Source organism: Bradyrhizobium sp. CSA207 (assembly GCF_029051685.1).
Taxonomy (GTDB): Bacteria; Pseudomonadota; Alphaproteobacteria; order Rhizobiales; family Xanthobacteraceae; genus Bradyrhizobium.
In genome coordinates this window covers 55,518-73,356 of sequence record NZ_JAACFT010000009.1, presented here as the reverse complement: position 1 = coordinate 73,356, position 17,839 = coordinate 55,518, and the positions used below count along the sequence as shown (strand labels likewise).

Here is a 17,839-nt window from a genome sequence, read left to right as displayed (position 1 = left end):
TCAGGATGAGGACCTGAGTTGGTGGCCGCTATCGCCACCTGAACCGCCCCGAGATTGTTCGCGACCAACGAGATGTGCTTCAATGGCAGCACGTTCAATGGGCTGGCTGGATTTGTCATGAGATCGATGCTTGCGGCAACAGTGTTGTTGGCGACCGCCGCAGGCGCGAACGCCCAGATGACGACGCCACAGGTCTCCGGCACCAGGCCGAAGACGGTCCAGACCGTTCCGATCCGCCCGCCCGCCTTGCAGACGCCGTCGGAGACCGCCGATGCCATGGCGCAGGCGGAACGCCTGTCGCTGCAATCCGACCTCGCCTGGGTCGGCCAATATAACGGCGCCATCACCGGCGACGTCAGTGCGCGCATGGTCGAGGCGATCAAGGAATACCAGAAGGTTAAGGGCGGCAAGCCGACCGGCGTGCTCAATCCGCAGGAGCGCGCCGCGCTCGCCGAGACGGCGCGCCGAAAGCAGGACAGCGTCGGCTGGAAGATCGTGATGGAGCCGACCAGCGGCGCCCGGCTCGGTATCCCCGGCAAGCTGGTGCCGCAGCAGGCGACCGACGCCAACGGCTCGAAATGGACCTCACCAACTGGAACGGTGCAAGTGCTGCTCAGCCGCCGCAAGGAGGCTAACCCGACCACAGCCAAGCTCGCGGACGCGGAGAAGAAGGAGCCGGCCGGGCGCAAGGTCGACTACACCGTGGTGAAGCCGGACTTCTTCGTGCTGTCGGGCCTCCAGGGCCTGAAGAAGTTTTACGTGCGCGGCACCTTTAAAGGCGACGAGGTCCGCATCATGACCATCCTCTACGACCAGGCGACCGAGAACACAGTCGAGCCGGTCGTGATCGCGATGTCGAGCGCATTCAACGCATTTCCGGCAGGACCGCAGGCCGGGCCAGCGCCGCGCAAGAGCGTCGAATACGGCACCGGCATCGTCGTCAGCGACGACGGCGCGATTGTCACTGACCGCCTTGTCACCGACAGCTGCCTCGCGATCACGGTCGCCGGCTATGGCAATGCCGACCGGCTCGCCGAAGACAAGGAGCACGATCTCGCGCTGCTGCACATCTACGGCGCGCGCGGTCTGAAGCCGCTCGGCCTCGCCGGCGGCGTGGCCAAAACGAACGTCGATGTCATCGGCATCGCGGATCCGCAAAGCCAGGGCGGCGCGGCCGGCGTCTCAAGTGTCAAGTCCGCGCTGGCGCTGGCGCCGGTGACGAGCAACGATTCGGCGCTGTCCCCGCCACCGGCCGTCGGATTTTCCGGCAGCCCGGCGATCGACAGCGACGGCAGGTTTGCCGGCGTCGCGCTGCTGAAGCCAGCGATAGTCGCGGGCTCCGCGACATCGGTGCCGGCGTCACAAGCGGTGATGGTGTCCGCGGAAGCGGTGCGCGATTTTCTGAAGGCGAACGATGTCATGGCGAACGGCACGTCGACCGATGCAAGGGCCGCCGTGGTGCGAGTGATCTGCGTGCGCAAGTAGGCCAAGGGGCAGCATCCTTATTCCCGCAGCCTTGGGTGGTAACGAGCGCCCCCACGTACGACTACGGGTCCAGTAATGGTACGGATTCGCTGGCATTCCCTATTCCGCCATCATCGTTAGCGTTGATTCGGACATCCGCGGTCCCCTTTGGACTGGGCAGGGCACGTCCTGAGCGAGAAGAGCTCAGCATCGAAAAGCGATGCACGTTCGCGTGGCGTTACCCAGAGACCCAAGCACCCAAAGGATTCGTCTTCCATGCACACGATCGTACTGGCCACCCAAAAGGGTGGCAGTGGCAAGAGCACGCTCGCCATCGGCCTCGCGCTAGCAGCCAAGCAGGCCGGCTTCACCGTTCGCCTGATCGAGACCGACCCGCAGGGTACCCTGTCCAACTGGCGGCGCCGCCGTACCGCGGATGATCTCGTCGTCGAGCCGATTTATCATGCCGTCGACATCGAACCGCGTCTGAAGATGCTGGCCGACAGCGGTCTGCAGCTCGCCATCGTCGACACCGCGGCAGGCCTCAGCGCCGCCACTGCCGCCGCGATCCGTCATTCCGACCTCTGCCTGATTCCGGCCCGGCCGAGCGTCGCCGACATCGAGGCGACCGCTTCGACGCTCAGCGTCGCGCGCGCCTGGAAGCGGCCCTATAGCTTCGTGCTGAACCAGACGCCGATCCGCGGCCAGCGCATCGACAACGCGGCCAACACGCTCGCCGAGGAGGCGGCGCTCGATCTCACTGAGGTGCTCGCGCGCCCGCTGATCGTGATGCGCAACGATCACCAGGACTCGCTGGCAGCCGGCCTCGCCGTCAGCGAATTCGCACCGAACGGCAAGTCGGCGGACGAAGTCCGCGGCCTCTGGCAATGGATCGAGACCCGTCTCGAACTCGCCGCCACGACCAATGTCCTGATCGACGAGGTCATCACGGCCGCGGACGGCATGCTGCACGCCGCCGAGCTGTCGTCGGACGAGACCACGACACTGGCGTCCTGAGCGGGGCAATCGCTCAGACGACGGCCGGGCTCTTCACCATCCGGTCAAAGAGCCCAAACGACGAAGCAATCCGGCCGCCAGCCCGGCCGGATTGCTTCGCTTCGCGCCTTTCGGAGGCTCCATCCATCTCGTCATTGCGAGCGCAGCGAAGCAATCCAGAATCTTTCCGCGGAGGGATCCTGGATTGCTTCGTCGCAGGGGCTCCTCGCAATGACGGTTGTGGTCAGCTTGTCGTCCTTCGAAGCTCAGTGCTTCTCGGCCCGCTCGCCAGCTCTCACTTCTGACATTTCGCACACCAGAAGGTCGATCGCCCATTCTGGGTGAAACGCTTGATCGTGCCGTTACAGCCCGGCGTCTTGCAGATCTCGCCCTCGCGGTCGTAGACCTTGAACGCGTGCTGGAAATAGCCGAGCTCGCCTGAGGTCTGGCGATGGTCGCGAAGTGAGGAGCCGCCGGCTTTGATGGCGTCGTTCAGCACGGTGTGAATCGCGCCAACCAATCTCGTCGCATGGTCGGTCGGCTCGCCCTTCTTGGTCGACAGCGTCGCGGCGATCCGGCGCGGCGACAGATGCGAGCGGTGCAGGGCTTCGCAGACATAGATGTTGCCGAGCCCGGCCACCACACGCTGGTCGAGCAACGCTGCTTTCAGGCTCGTGGTCTTTCCGGCGCACGCCCCCGCCAGCATGCAAGCGTCGAACGCGTTGCCGAGCGGCTCGGGACCGAGCCCGCGCAGCAGCGGCTCCTCGTCGAGCGCGTTGCGCGCGATCACTTTCATGTAACCGAAGCGGCGCGGATCGTTGAAGACGATGTCGGCGCCCGAGGACATCCGAAACAGCACGTGGTCGTGCGTGGAGTCCTTGGCCCGTGGATAGTGAAACTCGCCGGGCGCCGCATCGTTGTCCGGCTTGATGACGCGGAACGAGCCTGACATGCCCAGATGCATCAACAGCACGTCGCCTGAAGCGAGATCGGCCATGAGATATTTTGCACGGCGGCCGAGCCCGGTGACGAGCTGCCCCTGGAGCCGGGCTACGAAGTCCGGCTGAAAGGGAAAGCGCAGATCCGGCCGCCGGGCCTCCGCGACGAGGATCTTTGCACCCTCCATGACGGGCTGAAGGCCGCGGCGGACGGTCTCGACTTCGGGCAATTCAGGCATGGTCAGGCATTCACCTTATGAGGGCGGTGTGATAGCGCCATTGCGGCGGGCGCGCTATGGTCCGCCTCGTGGAGTAGAGTAATGGATCGGCCGGGCGAAACCACGCATTTTGGCTTCAGGGACGTTCCCTTGGGGGACAAGCAGACGCTGGTGAACGATGTGTTTCACAGCGTGGCTTCGCGCTATGACATGATGAACGACCTGATGTCCGGTGGCCTGCACCGGGTCTGGAAGGACATCATGATCAACGCGCTCGATCCGCCCAGAAGCGAGCGGCCGTTCGCGCTGCTCGATGTCGCCGGCGGCACCGGCGACATCTCGTTCCGGGCCGCCAAGGCGGCCGGCTCCGGCTTCCATGCCACCGTTTGCGACATCAATTCCGGGATGCTGGCCGTAGGCCGCGAGCGCGCCGCCAAGCAGCATCTCGAGACCCAGGTCGATTTCGTCGAGGGCAATGCCGAAGCGCTCGCCTTCGCCGATCGCAGCTTCGACGCATATACGATCGCTTTCGGCATCCGCAACGTGCCGCAGATCGACCTTGCGCTGCGCGAGGCCTATCGCGTGCTGAAGCCCGGCAGCCGATTCCTGTGCCTGGAGTTCTCCACCGTCGAGATGCCCGGCCTCGATAAGCTCTACGATCTGTTCTCGTTCAAGGTGATCCCGCCGCTCGGCCGCTTGGTGACGGGCGACGCCGAGTCCTATCAGTATCTCGTCGAGTCAATCCGCAAGTTTCCAAAACCCAACGCCTTCGCCGACATGATCCGCAATGCCGGTTTCGCCCGCGTGAGCTGGCAGACACTGACCGGCGGCATCGTTGCACTGCATTCGGGCTGGCGTTTGTGATCTCTGCAATTACCCACACTGCGCGCCTGATGCGCGCTGCGTTCGTATTCGCGCGCGAAGGCGTGTTCGGCTCCGTCGATCCGAGCCTGGTGCCGCCGCCAGGGCAACTCGCGCTGAAGCTTGCGCGTCTGATCGAACGGCGCGGTCCCAAGCATGGACCGCGGCTGTCGCGCGCACTGACCCGGATGGGTCCGGCCTATCTCAAGCTCGGGCAATTCCTGGCGACACGTCCAGACGTGGTCGGCGTCATCATGGCGCGCGACCTCGAAAGCCTTCAGGATCGCCTGCCGCCATTCCCGCAAGCCGACGCGGAAGCCGCCATCGCGGCTTCGCTGGAGCGTCCGCTGACGGACGCATTCGCGAGCCTCGGCCCGCCGGTCGCGGCCGCCTCGATCGCGCAGGTGCATCGCGCCGAAGTCTGGCGCGACGGCGTGCGCAAGCCGGTCGCGGTGAAAGTGCTGCGCCCCAACGTGGCCTCGCGCTTCCGGCGGGATCTCTCCGATTTCTTCTTCGTCGCACACAAGGCCGAATCTTACTCGGCGGAAGCGCGGCGCCTGCGCCTCATCGAGGTCATCAACACCATGTCGCGCTCGGTCGCGATGGAGATGGACCTGCGGCTCGAGGCCGCCGCGCTGTCGGAGATGGCGGAGAACACCCGCGACGATCCGGACTTCCGCATACCGACCGTCGACTGGGACCGCACCACGCACAACGTGCTGACGATGGAGTGGATCGACGGCATCGCGCTGAACGATCACAAGCGTCTGGCAGAGGCGCAGGTCGACCTGCCCGATCTCGGCCGCAAGATCATCCAGAGCTTTCTGCGGCACGCGTTGCGCGACGGCTTCTTCCACGCCGACATGCATCCGGGCAATCTGTTCCTGGATGATACGGGCCGGCTCGTCGCGGTCGATTTCGGCATCATGGGCCGGCTCGGCATGAAGGAGCGGCGCTTTCTTGCGGAAATCCTGCTCGGCTTCATCACCCGTGACTATCGCCGCGTCGCTGAAGTGCATTTCGAGGCGGGCTACGTGCCCGCTCATCATTCGGTCGAGAATTTCGCGCAAGCCATCCGCGCTATCGGCGAGCCGATCCACAATCGCACCGCCGAAGAGATCTCGATGGCGCGGCTGCTGACGCTGCTGCTCGAGGTCACCGGCCTGTTCGACATGACCACAAGGCCCGAGCTGATCCTGCTGCAGAAGACCATGGTGGTGGTCGAGGGCGTGGCGCGCGGCTTCGATCCCAAGCTCGATATCTGGAAGATCGCCGACCCGGTGGTGCGCGAATGGATCGAGCGCAATCTCGGACCGCTTGGCCGGGTCCAGGGTGCGATTTCCGGCACCGGCGACCTTGCGCGCGTGCTGATGCGGCTTCCCGACATCGCGCAGCGTTCGGTCGTGGTGCTCGAGCAACTGGAGACCATGACGCGGGAGGGCCTGCGGCTGTCGCCGGAGAGCATCGCGGCCATGGGGCGCAGCGAGGGCCGCAAGAACCGCTGGCGCACCGTGGCGCTCTGGATCATCGCCGCGACCTTCATCGGCATCCTGATCGCCGTCCGGAATCTATGATTGCACTGCAATCACAGGAGTGATAGCATCGCTGTCACTTCTGTGCTGGAGGGCGTCATGGCGAGCCTGACCATCCGCAAGCTCGACGAGACCGTCAAAACCTATCTGCGCCTGCGTTCGGCCAAGAACCGCAGGTCGGTCGAGGAAGAGGTTCGGGTCATCCTGCGGGAGCTGATCGAGGGCCGTGAGGAGCCGCTGACGCCGTTTGCGGTCCGTCCCGCGCCATCCCCCGCCCCCACATCCCAGCGCACCGGAGCCCTGCCCGAGGCCAGCGTCACCCTGATCATCGGCGGCGGGATCGCGGCCTATAAGTCGCTCGACCTGATCCGCCGGCTCAAGGAGCGCCGCATCGAGGTCCGCTGCGTCCTGACCAAGGCGGCGCAAGAATTCGTCACGTCTTTGGCGGCGAGCGCGCTCTCTCATGAGCGCGTCTATACCGACCTGTTCGACCCCCAGAGCGAGTTCGACGCCGGCCACATCCGGCTGGCGCGCGACTGCGACCTGATCGTGGTGGCGCCCGCGACCGCCGACCTGATGGCGAAGATGGCCGGCGGCCATGCCGACGATCTCGCCAGCGCGATCCTGCTCGCCACCAATCGAAAAATCCTGCTGGCCCCGGCGATGAATCCGCTGATGTGGAATAACGCCGCGACGCGCCGCAACGTCAGCTTGCTTCAACGCGACGGCGTGGTGCTGATCGGCCCAAATTCCGGCGAGATGGCCGAAGCCGGAGAAGCCGGCACCGGCCGCATGTCCGAGGCGGTGGAGATCGCGGCCGCCGCCGAGCGGCTGCTGCGGCCGCCGGTGCCGCGCCCGCTCGCCGGCAAGCGCGTGCTGATCACCGCAGGCCCGACGCACGAGCCGATCGATCCGGTGCGCTACATCGCCAATCGCTCGTCCGGCAAGCAGGGCTTTGCCATTGCCGCGGCCGCGCAAGCCGCCGGCGCCGAGGTGATCCTGGTCAGCGGCCCGGTCGATCTTAGCGATCCCCAGGGCGTGACGGTGAAGCATGTGGAATCGGCGCGGCAGATGCTGGAGCAGGTTCAAGCTTCGCTCCCGGTCGACATCGCCATCTTCGCCGCCGCGGTCGCCGACTGGCGGGTCGCCAGTGAAGGCGAGCAGAAGCTGAAGAAGACGTCGGCCGGCATGCCGCCGCTTCAGCTCGTCGAGAACCCCGACATCCTCGCCACGATCTCGAAGCTGACGGACCAACGCCCGCCGCTGGTGATCGGCTTTGCCGCCGAAACCGAGCATCTCATCGACAACGCCAAGTCCAAGCTTGACCGTAAGGGCTGCGACTGGATCGTCGCCAACGACGTTTCACCCGCAACCGGCGTGATGGGCGGGGACCGCAACACCGTTCATCTCATCAGCCGCAAGAATGGCGAGAGCACCGGCGAGATCGCGGTTGATTCCTGGCCGGCGATGACCAAGGAACAGGTCGCCACCGAACTGGTCGCGCGCCTCGTCAAGAGCGTGACCGGCAAATCCCTGGAGCCCGCATCTTGAGCACGAAAGTCACGGTCGAACTGCAACGCATGGCCCATGCCGAAGGCCTGCCGCTGCCGGCCTATCAGACCACTGAAGCCGCCGGCCTCGACCTGATGGCCGCGGTTCCAGACGGCGAATCTGTGACGCTCGCGCCGGGCCAGTATGCGCTGGTGCCGACCGGCCTTGCGATTGCATTGCCGCCCGGGCACGAGGCGCAGGTGCGGCCGCGCTCGGGGCTCGCCGCCAAGCACGGCGTCACCGTGCTGAACTCGCCGGGCACGATCGACGCGGACTATCGCGGCGAGATCAAGGTGATCCTGATCAATCACGGCGCGGTGCCCTTCGTGGTCAAGCGCGGCGAGCGCATCGCGCAGATGGTGATCGCGCCCGTGGTGCAGGCCGCGCTGGTTCCTGTGGTCGAATTGTCGGCAACCGACCGCGGTGCTGGCGGCTTCGGCTCGACCGGCCGCTAACACACAGCAATTCCAACCGAATCACCCGAACAATGACGGGGTTGGAACAACGCGGCCGGCATTTTTGTGGGACCGGCTTTGCGTTCACGATCTGGACTCTTACCGGTCGAGTCACGATGAGGATATTGTCGTTTGATTCGCGCGCGACGGGGGTCGCCGCGCGCAAATCCGTGCGATCTTGGGGCAACTATGTCAGGCGTGATCGTGTCGATGCGTCGGACGCTGCTGTCTTGCACATCGTTGGTGCGCGACGGTCTTGTTGGAAGCGCTCTGGCGGCGCTGTTGCCGGCTGGCCCGGCGCAGGCCGCCGACCTCGTCGACACCCTCTCCACATTGCTGGACTTCAACCGGCAGGAACTCGCGGTGCTGGCGACGGCGCTGGCTCTGCTCGGCTTCTCGGTCATGGCCGCGATCCTGCTGATGCGCACGCGCGTGCGCACGGCGAAGAACGAGGCGGGGCTGCGTGCGCGGATCAGGGAGCTGCAGCTTCAGACCGACCGCTTCGGCGCGCTGCTGTTCGCCGAGCCGCAGATCCTGATCTCGTGGCCGGCCGGCGACAACCGCGCGCAGATTTCCGGTGACCTCTCGATGGTGCTGCCGCGCGACTCGTCGCCGCAGCGCGTGCTTGCGTTCGGAACCTGGCTGCCGCCGGAACCGGCGCTCCGGATCGACCACGCGGTCGAAGCGCTGCGTGACCGCGGCGACGGGTTCCAGCTGACGCTGACCACCGCCAACGGCCGCACGCTGGAAGCCATCGGCCGCGCCATCGGCGGTCAGGCCATCGTCCGGATTCGCGAACTCTCGGGTCTGCGCCGTGAACTGGCCGAGACCAATCTGCGCCACAAGGCGCTGTCCGACGAGACCGAGATGCTGCGCGGCTTTGCCGCGACGGCGCCATGGCCGATCTGGGCCAAGGGCGAGAACGGCGCTCTGACCTACGCCAATCCGGCCTATGTGCGTGCGACCGAGGCGACCAGCGTCAGCGATGCCCAGGAGCGCAAGCTCGAGCTGCTCGACAGCGACGATCGTACCGCCATGGAGCGCGGCCTGAAGGAGGCCGCCAACTTCACCTCGCGGCTGCCGATCGTGATCGGCGGCGAGCGGCGCATCTATGACGTGCGCGCCGTCAATGTCGGCAGCGGCAGCGTCGGCGTCGCCATCGATGCCAGCGAGGCCGATGCGCTGAGCTCGGCCCTGGTGCGAATGGCCGAAGCGCATCGCCGCACGCTCGACCAGCTCTCCTCGGGGGTCGCCCTGTTCGACGGCCAGCGACGGCTCGCCTTCTACAACGATTCCTATCGGCGGCTGTGGGACCTCGACCGCAGCTTCCTCGACACCAGTCCCGACGATTCCAGCGTGCTCGACCAGCTCCGCGCCGCGCGCAAACTGCCGGAGCAGCCGGACTTCCGCGCCTGGAAAGCCAAGCTGCACGAGGCCTATCGCGCGGTCGAGACCGCCAAGGACACCTGGTTCCTGCCCGATGGCCGCGCGCTCTCCGTCGTCACCACGCCGAACCCGGAAGGCGGCGTCACCTATCTGTTCGACGACGTCACCGAGAGCCTCGACCTCGCCCGCCGCTTCGACGGCCTGATCCGGGTCCAGCGCGAGACGCTGGACAGCCTCGCCGAGGGCGTCGCCGTGTTCGGCAGCAACGGCAAGGCGCAGTTGTTCAATCCGGCCTTCGTCCGGATGTGGAAGCTGTCGAGCGACGCCATGCGCGACGAGCCGCATATCCAGACCGTCGAAGGCTGGTGCCATCAGCTGTTCGATGATCCAGTTGTCTGGCGGCAGATCCGCGAGGCCCTCACCTCGATCGAGAACCGTGCCGACGTCCCGCTGAAGCTGGAGCGCAAGGACGGCAGCGTGCTCGACGGCATGATCCGGCCGCTGCCCGACGGCGCCACCATGCTGACGTTCCAGGACATCACCGACACTGAGAATGTCGAGCGCGCGCTGCGCGAGCGCAACGAAGCGCTGGAAGCCGCCGACCAGATGAAGGTGGATTTCGTCCACCATGTCTCCTACGAGCTGCGCTCGCCGCTGACCACCATCATCGGCTTCGCGCATTTCCTTAGCGATCCCTCCACCGGGCCGCTAACGCCGAAGCAGGCCGAATATCTCGACTACGTCACCAAATCGACCAACGCGCTGCTCGCGCTCACCAACAACATCCTCGATCTCGCCACCATCGATGCCGGCGCAATGAAGCTGGAGCTCGGCCCGGTCGATGTCGTCAAAGCCATCGAGCTCGCCGCCGAGGGCATCCAGGACCGGCTCGCGACCGACCGCATCCGCCTCAAGGTCGAGATCGCGCCGGACGTCGGCAGCTTCATCGGCGACGAGAAGCGCGTGGTGCAGGTGCTCTATAACCTGCTGGCCAACGCCGTCGGGTTCTCGCCGCAGGATTCCTCGGTCGGCATCAGCGCGCGCCGAACCGACCGCAATGTGGTCTTCACCGTGACAGATTCTGGGCCTGGAATACCGGCCGACATGAAGGACAAGGTGTTCAACTGGTTCGAAAGCCGCTCGCAGGGCTCGCGTCACCGCGGCGCCGGGCTCGGGCTGTCGCTGGTGCGCTCCTTTGTCGAGCTGCATGGCGGCAAGGTGCGGGTGGATTCGAGCGCGGGCAAGGGCACGGTCGTGATCTGCGACTTCCCGACCGACCAGGCGGCGCATCGCGACGCCGCCGAATGACCGCGCCCAAGAACACGTCAACGACCTTCTCCGTGGCGCTCGTCAACGAGACGGCCACAGCAGAGCTGATGGCCGATCTGGCGCTGCTGGTCGGGCCCGGCGACGTCATCACGCTCACCGGTGATCTCGGCGCCGGCAAGACCGCGGCCGCGCGCGCCATGATCCGCTATCTCGCCGGCGACGAGACGTTGGAGGTGCCGAGCCCGACATTTACGCTGGTGCAGGGCTATGAGCTGCCGCCCTTTCCGGTACAGCATGCCGATCTCTACCGCGTCGAGGACGAGAGCGAGCTCGAGGAGATCGGGCTGTCGCCGCTGCCGGAAGCCACGCTCATCCTGATCGAATGGCCTGAGCGTGCGCCGTCGGCAATGCCGGAGGACCGCATCGACATCGCGCTGACGCATCGGCCGGCGCTGGGTTCGACCGCGCGCGCCGCCGAAATCACCGGTTACGGCAAGAGAGCCGCGCAGGTCGCGCGGCTGAAGGCGCTGCGGGAATTCCTCGATGCATCCGGCTACATCGACGCGGCGCGCCGACGCATGGACGGCGACGCCTCGAGCCGTTCCTATGCGCGGCTGGTCCGCGACGATGGCGTCGTCATCCTCATGAACTTCCCTCAGCGCCCCGACGGCGCTGCGATGTACAACGGGAAATCCTACAGCGCCGCGGTGCATCTTGCCGAAAACGTCAAGCCCTTCGTCGCCATCGACCAAGGCCTGCGCGCGGCAGGACTCTCCGCGCCGGCGATCTACCATTCCGATCTCGACCACGGCTTCCTGATCACCGAAGATTTCGGCAGCGAAGGCGTGATCGAAGGCGATCCGCCGCGCCCGATCGTCGAGCGCTACGAGGCTGCGACCGACGTCCTCGCCGTCCTGCACGGAAAGACGCTGCCGGACACGCTGCCGCTAGGGGATCAGAGCTACGCCATTCCCGTGTTCGACGCCGAGGCGCTGCTGATCGAGATCGGATTGATGCCGGAATGGTATCTGCCCGACCGCAACGCTCCCCTGAGCGAGGCGGCCCGCGCGGACTTTTTCGCGATGTGGCGCGAGTTGTTGCGGAAGCCGCTGGCGGCGCCGAGGACGTGGATCATCCGCGACTATCACTCGCCCAATCTGATCTGGCTCGCCGACCGTGCCGGCATCGCGCGCGTCGGCGTGATCGACTTCCAGGACACCGTGCTCGGACCGCAATCCTACGACGTGGTCTCGCTGCTCCAGGACGCCCGCATCGACGTGCCTGAAAGCCTCGAGCTGACGCTGCTGTCACGCTACATCAAGACGCGCCGCGCGGAAGATGCGACCTTCGATCCGGCCGGCTTCGCCGAGCTCTACGCCATCATGTCGGCGCAGCGGAATACGCGCCTGCTCGGCACCTTCGCCCGCCTCAACCGCCGCGACGGCAAGCCGCATTATCTGCGCCACCAGCCGCGGATCTGGACCTACCTTCAGCGCTCGCTGGCGCACCCTGCGCTTGGCCATTTGCACGATTGGTACCTCGCCCACGTCCCGCCGCCCCAATCCTGATTCGGGGCCGATTTACCGGCTGTTAGCCAAGGCGCCGGTATTCTGGCTGCGAGGCAGCCGGATCGTTACGGGGCTGGAGCAGAGCAGATGGCGGTGAAGACGGACCAGCGCGGCAACAGCCGGGTTGTTTTCGAGCGCGGGATTGCAGCCCAGATGATGGGGATCGACGGCACCTGGCGGCGCGACTGCACCATGGAGGACGTCTCCGAGAGCGGCGCCAAGCTGACCATCGACGGCTCGGTCGAAGGCCTGCATCTGAAGGAATTCTTCCTGCTGCTGTCGTCTACCGGACTCGCTTACCGCCGCTGCGAGCTCGCCTGGGTCAATGGCGACCAGATCGGCGTCAATTTCCTCAAGCTGGGCGACAAGAAGAAAAAAGCGCGTTCCACAGTCATCGGAGCGTAAGTGCAACACCCGTCGTACAACCGTCACGCCGGGTCATTAAGGCGATTGGGACGCGGTGCGGCTGACCGGGGCCCGTGCTAGGATTGCTGGGCACGCTCACAAGGACCGAGAAAGCGAAGGATGTCCGTCAAACCGACCAAAGCCATGGTGCTCGCCGCAGGGTTTGGCCTGCGCATGCGTCCGTTGACGGAGAAGATGCCGAAGCCGCTGGTGCCGGTGGCCGGCCAGCCGCTGCTCGACCATGTGCTCGACAAGCTCGACCAGGCCGGCGTGAGCGAGGCGGTCGTCAACGTGCACTATTTGCCGGACCAGATCATCAACCACGTGGCGCCCCGCCAGCATCCGCGCGTGATCATCTCGGACGAGCGCGACGAGGTGCTCGGCACGGGCGGCGGCGTGGTGAAGGCGTTGCCGCTGCTTGGCGATGCGCCGTTCTTCCATGTCAATTCCGACACGCTGTGGATCGACGGCGTCCGCTCCAACCTGGCCCGGCTCGCGGAAAACTTCGATCCCGCCCGGATGGATATCCTGCTCTTGATGGCGCCGACCGCGACCAGCATCGGCTATAGCGGCCGTGGCGATTACGGCATGATGGCCGACGGCGCCCTGCGCAAGCGTCGGGAAAACCAGGTCGTGCCGTTCGTCTATGCGGGCGCCGCGATCATGTCGCCGTCGATCTTCGCCGGCGCGCCAAAGGGCGAATTCTCGCTGACGAAAATGTTCGACCGGGCCAATGAGCAGGAGCGGCTGTTCGGCCTGCGGCTCGACGGTGTCTGGATGCACGTCGGCACGCCTGATGCCGTGCATGCGGCTGAAGAGGCGTTTCTGGAGAGCGTGGCTTAGCTCCCGTGTCCCGGACGCGGTGCAGCGCGCAGTGGTGCACCGCTGAGCCGGGACCCAACAATCGACAAATGTGATGGTCAGCCTGGGCCCCGGCTCAGCAGCGCGTCATTTCATGCCGCGCTTTGTCCGGGGCACGAAGCACTAGGTGCTGTACTCAAACTGTCAATCGGCGTTGGACTGGGACCCCCGATCGGCGTCCAAAGGGGACCCCTTTGATCGGCGAGTCTTGATGGCAGCGCTCGCGGCGTCGGAGCTGGCCGGGGTTGCGGAGACGGCGCGAGCACGGGTCGTTTGATCGTCGTCGCGGCTTTTAAAGCGCCAGCTGTCGTTACCGGTCTCGACGATCTCGTCGTGGTGACGATGGCGGATGCATAGGCCGGGACATTGAACTGCAGGGAACGGCCTGATTAAGCGGCGGCCCTATCAGGACCGTCCCGTCCGCTACGCCTACCAGTCACCGACAAGGCACGGGAACTCGACGGGATCATGCTAACGCTCAGGCTGTGGGGGATGCGGCACCGCGGGTTCAATCCCGAGGCCGAAAGCGCTGTTACCATAACACATCGCCGGACAGGCGCGATCGTCGATGCCGACTGGCGGCCGCAACAGGAGGACCTGCCATTCAGCTTCGCCGAGGTCGAGAGCCGGATAAATCCCGGCTGGGAAGCGGAACGCGCCGCGTCGCCGACACTCGGCCTGACCAGATGACCTCGCATTCGGATCGCCACATCTTCGCGGGCATCCTCTCTGTGGAGAGACGGCGGCAGGAGTTTGTGGCAAAACCTGTCGGTTATCGCATCGGGCTATAATTCCTGCCCAGGCGACGCCGGCGAGAAGGAGATCAGTCCATGCAGCGGAAAAGTTGGGCCTCGGAAGAGTGCCCCATGGCCCGCTCCGTTGACGTCATTGGCGACTGGGGCAGTTTGATGATCCTGCGACAAGCCTTTGGGGGCACGACCCGATTCGACGATTTCCAGAAGGAGCTGGAGATGTCGCGAAACCTGCTGACCGCGCGACTGAAGAAACTCGTCGACTGTGGCATTCTCGAACGCCGGCCCATCGCCGAGGAAGCGCGGCGGCACGAGTACGTTCTGACCGAAATGGGCGAGGATCTCTTTGCGACTATCATCGCACTCCGCCAATGGGGCGACCGATGGCTGTTCCGGCCCGATCCGCCCCCTATTCGAATGCTTGACGGCATCGACGGCAGCGAACTGGAGCCGATAAAGGTCCGCTCCTCCCTTGGGCGCGAGATCACGCTTGCCGATTTTCGCTTGCGCCGGCGCGCCGCGGGCAAGCCGAAGGCTCGGGCCGGCAACCTCTAGTTCACGCCGGCACCGTGAAGGGGCTTGTCAACATTCATTCATTCATGCGCCTAAAAGTTCAATATTGAGACTAACAGGTCAGACGACCTAACGCGAGGAGACTGAAATGCGGGCAGCGTACATCACCGGCTATGGCGACAATTCGGTGGTCACCTACGGGGAGGTCAGCGACCCCGTCCCGGGCTCCGACGAGGCGCTGCTCGAGGTCCGCGCCGCCGGTGCGAATCCCGTCGAGGTCGCCATGCGCCAGGGTCTGTTCCATGCCGCCTTTCCATTCACCTTTCCGCAGGTGTTGGGCTACGACGTCGCGGGCGTTGTTGTCTCGGCGCCCTCGGGCGCGGCGTTCAAGGCAGGTGACGAGGTTTACGCCCGCCTGCCTAACCGGCGTCCCGGCGCCTATGCCGAGCGCGCAGCCGTTCCACTCAGTCTCCTGGCCCACAAGCCGCGCACCCTTTCCTTCGCGGAGGCGGCGAGCCTACCGACGGTCGCCTTGACCACCTGGCAGGCATTTGTGGAGCGCGCGCGGCTCAAGGCCGGCGAAAGCATCTTGATCCAGGCAGGGGCGGGCGGCGTCGGCGCCTTCGCCATCCAGCTCGCTAAGCACCTAGGGGCCTACGTCGTTGCGACGGGCGGACCGGGCAGCCAGACGTTCATGGCTGGGCTCGGAGCGGACCGCACGATCGACTACACAACCGAAACCTTCGAGGCTGCCGGCCCGTTCGACGTGGTCTATGACGGTGTGTGCGGTCCGCTGACCGAGCGTGGCATCGACACCCTGCGCGAAGGCGGCCGCTATGTCGGCCTCGTGCGCACCGCCGACGCCCAGAGCTATCGCGAAATCGGCTTCCCGCCTCCCGTGGCCGAGCAAGCTTCGGCGGCCGTTCGACCGTTCATCGAGCGCGCCGCCGCCCGCAAGGCGGAGTTCCATGGCCCCCTCACCCGACCGGACGGCGCTCAACTGGCGGAGATCGCGGCCCTGATCGACACCGGCGCCATCCGCGCCTCCGTGAGCGCGGCCTATGGCCTCGATCAGCTCGCTGCCGCCTACGAGATTCTAGCCGGCGGACATACGCGCGGGAAGCTCGTCATCGTCCCCTGATGCAAGGCTCAGGCTCATTCAGCAAGTCCACGGAACGGAGGCAACCATGAGCGACACTCCCACTAGGATCAGCATCGACAAGTCCACGCCGGGGTATTGGCGCGTGACCTTCAACAACCCGCCGATCAACGCGATCGACGATCGCACCTACGACGAGTTCTACGACCTGGTGGAGGAGATCGACGCGGACGATGCGCTGAAGGTCGTGACCTTCGAGAGCGCCAACCCGGACTTCTTCATCGCTCACTACAGCACGGCCGGGCCCCGCAGCCGGTTCGGCGCGCCACGCTGGATCGAACCGGCCACCAAGCTGGCTCATAGTAACGTCCTCAGCATTGCAGTGATCCGCGGCCGGGCGCGCGGCGGTGGAAGCGAGTTTACCCTGGCCTGCGACATTCGCTTCGCCAGCAAGGAAAAGGCGATCTTTGGCCAGCCAGAAGTCGGAACCGGCCTCATCCCAGGCGGCGGGGCGCTTCAACGCCTGCCTATCCTGGTGGGCCGCTCTCGCGCCATGGAGATCATCCTCGGTAGCGACGATTTCGATGCCGAGACCGCCGAACGATACGGCTGGATCAACCGCGCCATCCCCGAGGCCCACCTTGATGAGTTCGTCGCGAATTTCGTGCGGCGCATCCTGTCGTTCGACAAACAGGCGCTGAGCACCTGCAAAGCGACGATCAACCAGCACGGGCTGCCGGACCCCGCTCAGCTGCAGGCGACGCAGGACACCTTCTTCACGACGTTCGGCTGGCCAGGCGCAGCAGAGCGCATGCCGAAGCTGCGCGCGCGAGGCATTGGAACCGCTGGCGAGTTTGAGCTGAACCTCGGCCGCGAAGTCGGGAATCTTTAGGCGACATGGCTGACCTTCCCGCAGCCACTCGAGGCGCCTGTCTTGTGGTGGGCGCGGGACCCGACGTCGGGGCCGCGGTCGCGCGCGCCTTTGCGCGCGGTTGCCTGCCTGACCCGGCGACCGCGAAACCTCGGAGAGCTGACGCCGATCGTGGAACAGATCGAAGCCGAAGGCGGCCACGCCCGCGCCTCCGGCGTCGACGCGCGAGAGGAAGCCGACATGGGCACCCTGATCGACCGGATCGAAGCCGAGGTCGGGCCGCTGGAAGTGCTGGTCTTCAACATCGGCGCGAACGTCTGGTTTCCGATCGTTGAGACCACGACCCGCGTCTACACCAAGGTCTGGGAACTGGCGGCCCGTCGGGATTCATTTCCGGGCGCGAGGCCGCGCGCGTGATGACCCCGCGTGGGCGGGGCACCATCCTCTTCACCGGCGCTCAAACCCCTTGTCGCCGATGAACCGGAATGATTCAAGGCTTCCAAAGAGAGGCTTTGATGGCACGCTTCGATTTGACGGACGCGGAATGGACGATCATCGCACCGTTATTGCCGGGAGCTGAAGGCCGGAAGAACGGCCGGCCTCGGCCGGATGATCGCAAGGTTATCAACGGCATCTTCTTCGTGTTGCGCACCGGCACTCCCTGGCGAGACCTGCCGGAGCGTTATGGGCCCTACACGACCGTGCCCCAACTTTGATCGAAGGGCTCAAGCCGGGTCGCGACCTCGTCGCTGATCGCGGCTACGACGCCCGTGCTATCATCGATCTGGTCGAGGCTCGCGGCGGACAGGCGCACATCCCGACCTCCCGCGACCGCAAGGTCCAACGCTCAGTCGACCACTTCATCTATCGCCAACGCAACCTGATCGAGCGCTTCTTCAACAAACTGAAGCATTTTCGTCGCGTCGCAACCCGCTACGACAAAACCGCCCGAAACTTCCTCTCAGCTGTTCTACTTGCCGCCACTCGCCTATGGGCTAGGTTTGAGTCCACGACCTAGACCAGCAAACAGCGGGGAAGACTCCGCCTGCGTGCATGACCATTCGAGTCCGCCTCCCTATATTGGCGCCTGACTCCGAATC

The 17,839-nt window shown here is 65.5% G+C and carries 16 protein-coding genes and 2 pseudogenes; 16 read left to right on the top strand and 2 right to left on the bottom strand.

The features are described from left to right. Window positions 1-117 precede the first annotated feature (117 nt). Together GWG65_RS12190 and GWG65_RS12185 are read left to right on the top strand one after the other, a co-directional pair. On the top strand, window positions 118-1,485 hold the full coding sequence (locus GWG65_RS12190; RefSeq protein WP_275195810.1) for a serine protease: 1,368 nt from the start codon (window positions 118-120) through the stop codon (window positions 1,483-1,485). A 255-nt stretch (window positions 1,486-1,740) separates the two neighbouring features. Then, window positions 1,741-2,481, top strand: coding sequence for a ParA family protein (locus GWG65_RS12185; RefSeq protein ID WP_275195809.1), 741 nt, complete (start codon window positions 1,741-1,743; stop codon window positions 2,479-2,481). Window positions 2,482-2,755: 274 nt separating this feature from the next. On the opposite strand, the gene mutM is transcribed toward GWG65_RS12185, so the two are convergent. Then, complete coding sequence (gene mutM / locus GWG65_RS12180) at window positions 2,756-3,637, bottom strand: bifunctional DNA-formamidopyrimidine glycosylase/DNA-(apurinic or apyrimidinic site) lyase (protein ID WP_275195808.1); 882 nt, start codon at window positions 3,635-3,637, stop codon at window positions 2,756-2,758. A gap of 81 nt (window positions 3,638-3,718) precedes the next feature. On the opposite strand from mutM, the gene ubiE reads away from it, so the two are divergent. From ubiE to GWG65_RS12140, 8 genes are all read left to right on the top strand, one after another. Continuing rightward, window positions 3,719-4,480 (top strand): bifunctional demethylmenaquinone methyltransferase/2-methoxy-6-polyprenyl-1,4-benzoquinol methylase UbiE, encoded by a 762-nt coding sequence (ubiE, locus tag GWG65_RS12175; protein ID WP_275195807.1) that lies wholly within the window; start codon window positions 3,719-3,721, stop codon window positions 4,478-4,480. Then, entirely contained in the window at window positions 4,477-6,051 is a 1,575-nt protein-coding gene (gene ubiB / locus GWG65_RS12170) for a 2-polyprenylphenol 6-hydroxylase (protein ID WP_275195806.1), read from the top strand. Before ubiE ends, ubiB begins: the two co-directional genes overlap by 4 nt. A gap of 57 nt (window positions 6,052-6,108) precedes the next feature. After that, window positions 6,109-7,560: a bifunctional phosphopantothenoylcysteine decarboxylase/phosphopantothenate--cysteine ligase CoaBC gene (coaBC, locus tag GWG65_RS12165; RefSeq protein WP_275195805.1), complete on the top strand. Its 1,452-nt coding sequence runs from the start codon at window positions 6,109-6,111 to the stop codon at window positions 7,558-7,560. Next, window positions 7,557-8,015, top strand: a complete 459-nt coding sequence (gene dut / locus GWG65_RS12160) for a dUTP diphosphatase (RefSeq protein WP_275195804.1) — start codon at window positions 7,557-7,559, stop codon at window positions 8,013-8,015. Before coaBC ends, dut begins: the two co-directional genes overlap by 4 nt. A gap of 189 nt (window positions 8,016-8,204) precedes the next feature. Next, complete coding sequence (locus tag GWG65_RS12155; RefSeq protein WP_275195803.1) at window positions 8,205-10,709, top strand: PAS domain-containing sensor histidine kinase; 2,505 nt, start codon at window positions 8,205-8,207, stop codon at window positions 10,707-10,709. Further along, window positions 10,706-12,238, top strand: coding sequence for a tRNA (adenosine(37)-N6)-threonylcarbamoyltransferase complex ATPase subunit type 1 TsaE (tsaE, locus tag GWG65_RS12150; protein ID WP_275195802.1), 1,533 nt, complete (start codon window positions 10,706-10,708; stop codon window positions 12,236-12,238). Before GWG65_RS12155 ends, tsaE begins: the two co-directional genes overlap by 4 nt. Before the next feature lie 87 nt (window positions 12,239-12,325). Beyond that, window positions 12,326-12,643, top strand: a complete 318-nt coding sequence (locus GWG65_RS12145; RefSeq protein WP_275195801.1) for a PilZ domain-containing protein — start codon at window positions 12,326-12,328, stop codon at window positions 12,641-12,643. 120 nt (window positions 12,644-12,763) lie between these two features. Further along, window positions 12,764-13,486 (top strand): nucleotidyltransferase family protein, encoded by a 723-nt coding sequence (locus tag GWG65_RS12140; RefSeq protein WP_275195800.1) that lies wholly within the window; start codon window positions 12,764-12,766, stop codon window positions 13,484-13,486. 162 nt (window positions 13,487-13,648) lie between these two features. Here GWG65_RS12140 and GWG65_RS40435 read toward each other — a convergent pair. Beyond that, window positions 13,649-13,843, bottom strand: a pseudogene (locus tag GWG65_RS40435) (IS21-like element helper ATPase IstB); the annotation flags it as partial. A 129-nt stretch (window positions 13,844-13,972) separates the two neighbouring features. On the opposite strand from GWG65_RS40435, the gene GWG65_RS12135 reads away from it, so the two are divergent. The 6 genes and pseudogenes from GWG65_RS12135 to GWG65_RS12110 all read left to right on the top strand — a co-directional run bounded on the left by GWG65_RS12135 (window position 13,973) and on the right by GWG65_RS12110 (window position 17,757). Further along, the gene (locus GWG65_RS12135; RefSeq protein ID WP_275195799.1) at window positions 13,973-14,194 is read left to right on the top strand and encodes a hypothetical protein; all 222 of its coding nucleotides are present in this window, start codon (window positions 13,973-13,975) and stop codon (window positions 14,192-14,194) included. Window positions 14,195-14,370: 176 nt separating this feature from the next. Next, window positions 14,371-14,811, top strand: a complete 441-nt coding sequence (locus tag GWG65_RS12130) for a helix-turn-helix domain-containing protein (RefSeq protein ID WP_275195798.1) — start codon at window positions 14,371-14,373, stop codon at window positions 14,809-14,811. A 106-nt stretch (window positions 14,812-14,917) separates the two neighbouring features. Continuing rightward, window positions 14,918-15,910, top strand: a complete 993-nt coding sequence (locus tag GWG65_RS12125) for an NADP-dependent oxidoreductase (protein ID WP_275195797.1) — start codon at window positions 14,918-14,920, stop codon at window positions 15,908-15,910. 46 nt (window positions 15,911-15,956) lie between these two features. Continuing rightward, window positions 15,957-16,760 (top strand): enoyl-CoA hydratase/isomerase family protein, encoded by an 804-nt coding sequence (locus GWG65_RS12120; RefSeq protein ID WP_275195796.1) that lies wholly within the window; start codon window positions 15,957-15,959, stop codon window positions 16,758-16,760. 150 nt (window positions 16,761-16,910) lie between these two features. Then, window positions 16,911-17,156 carry a hypothetical protein gene (locus GWG65_RS12115; RefSeq protein ID WP_275195795.1) on the top strand — a complete coding sequence of 82 codons (246 nt, stop codon included), beginning with the start codon at window positions 16,911-16,913 and terminating at the stop codon, window positions 17,154-17,156. 98 nt (window positions 17,157-17,254) lie between these two features. Next, window positions 17,255-17,757 (top strand): annotated as a pseudogene (locus GWG65_RS12110) (transposase). Window positions 17,758-17,839 lie beyond the last annotated feature (82 nt).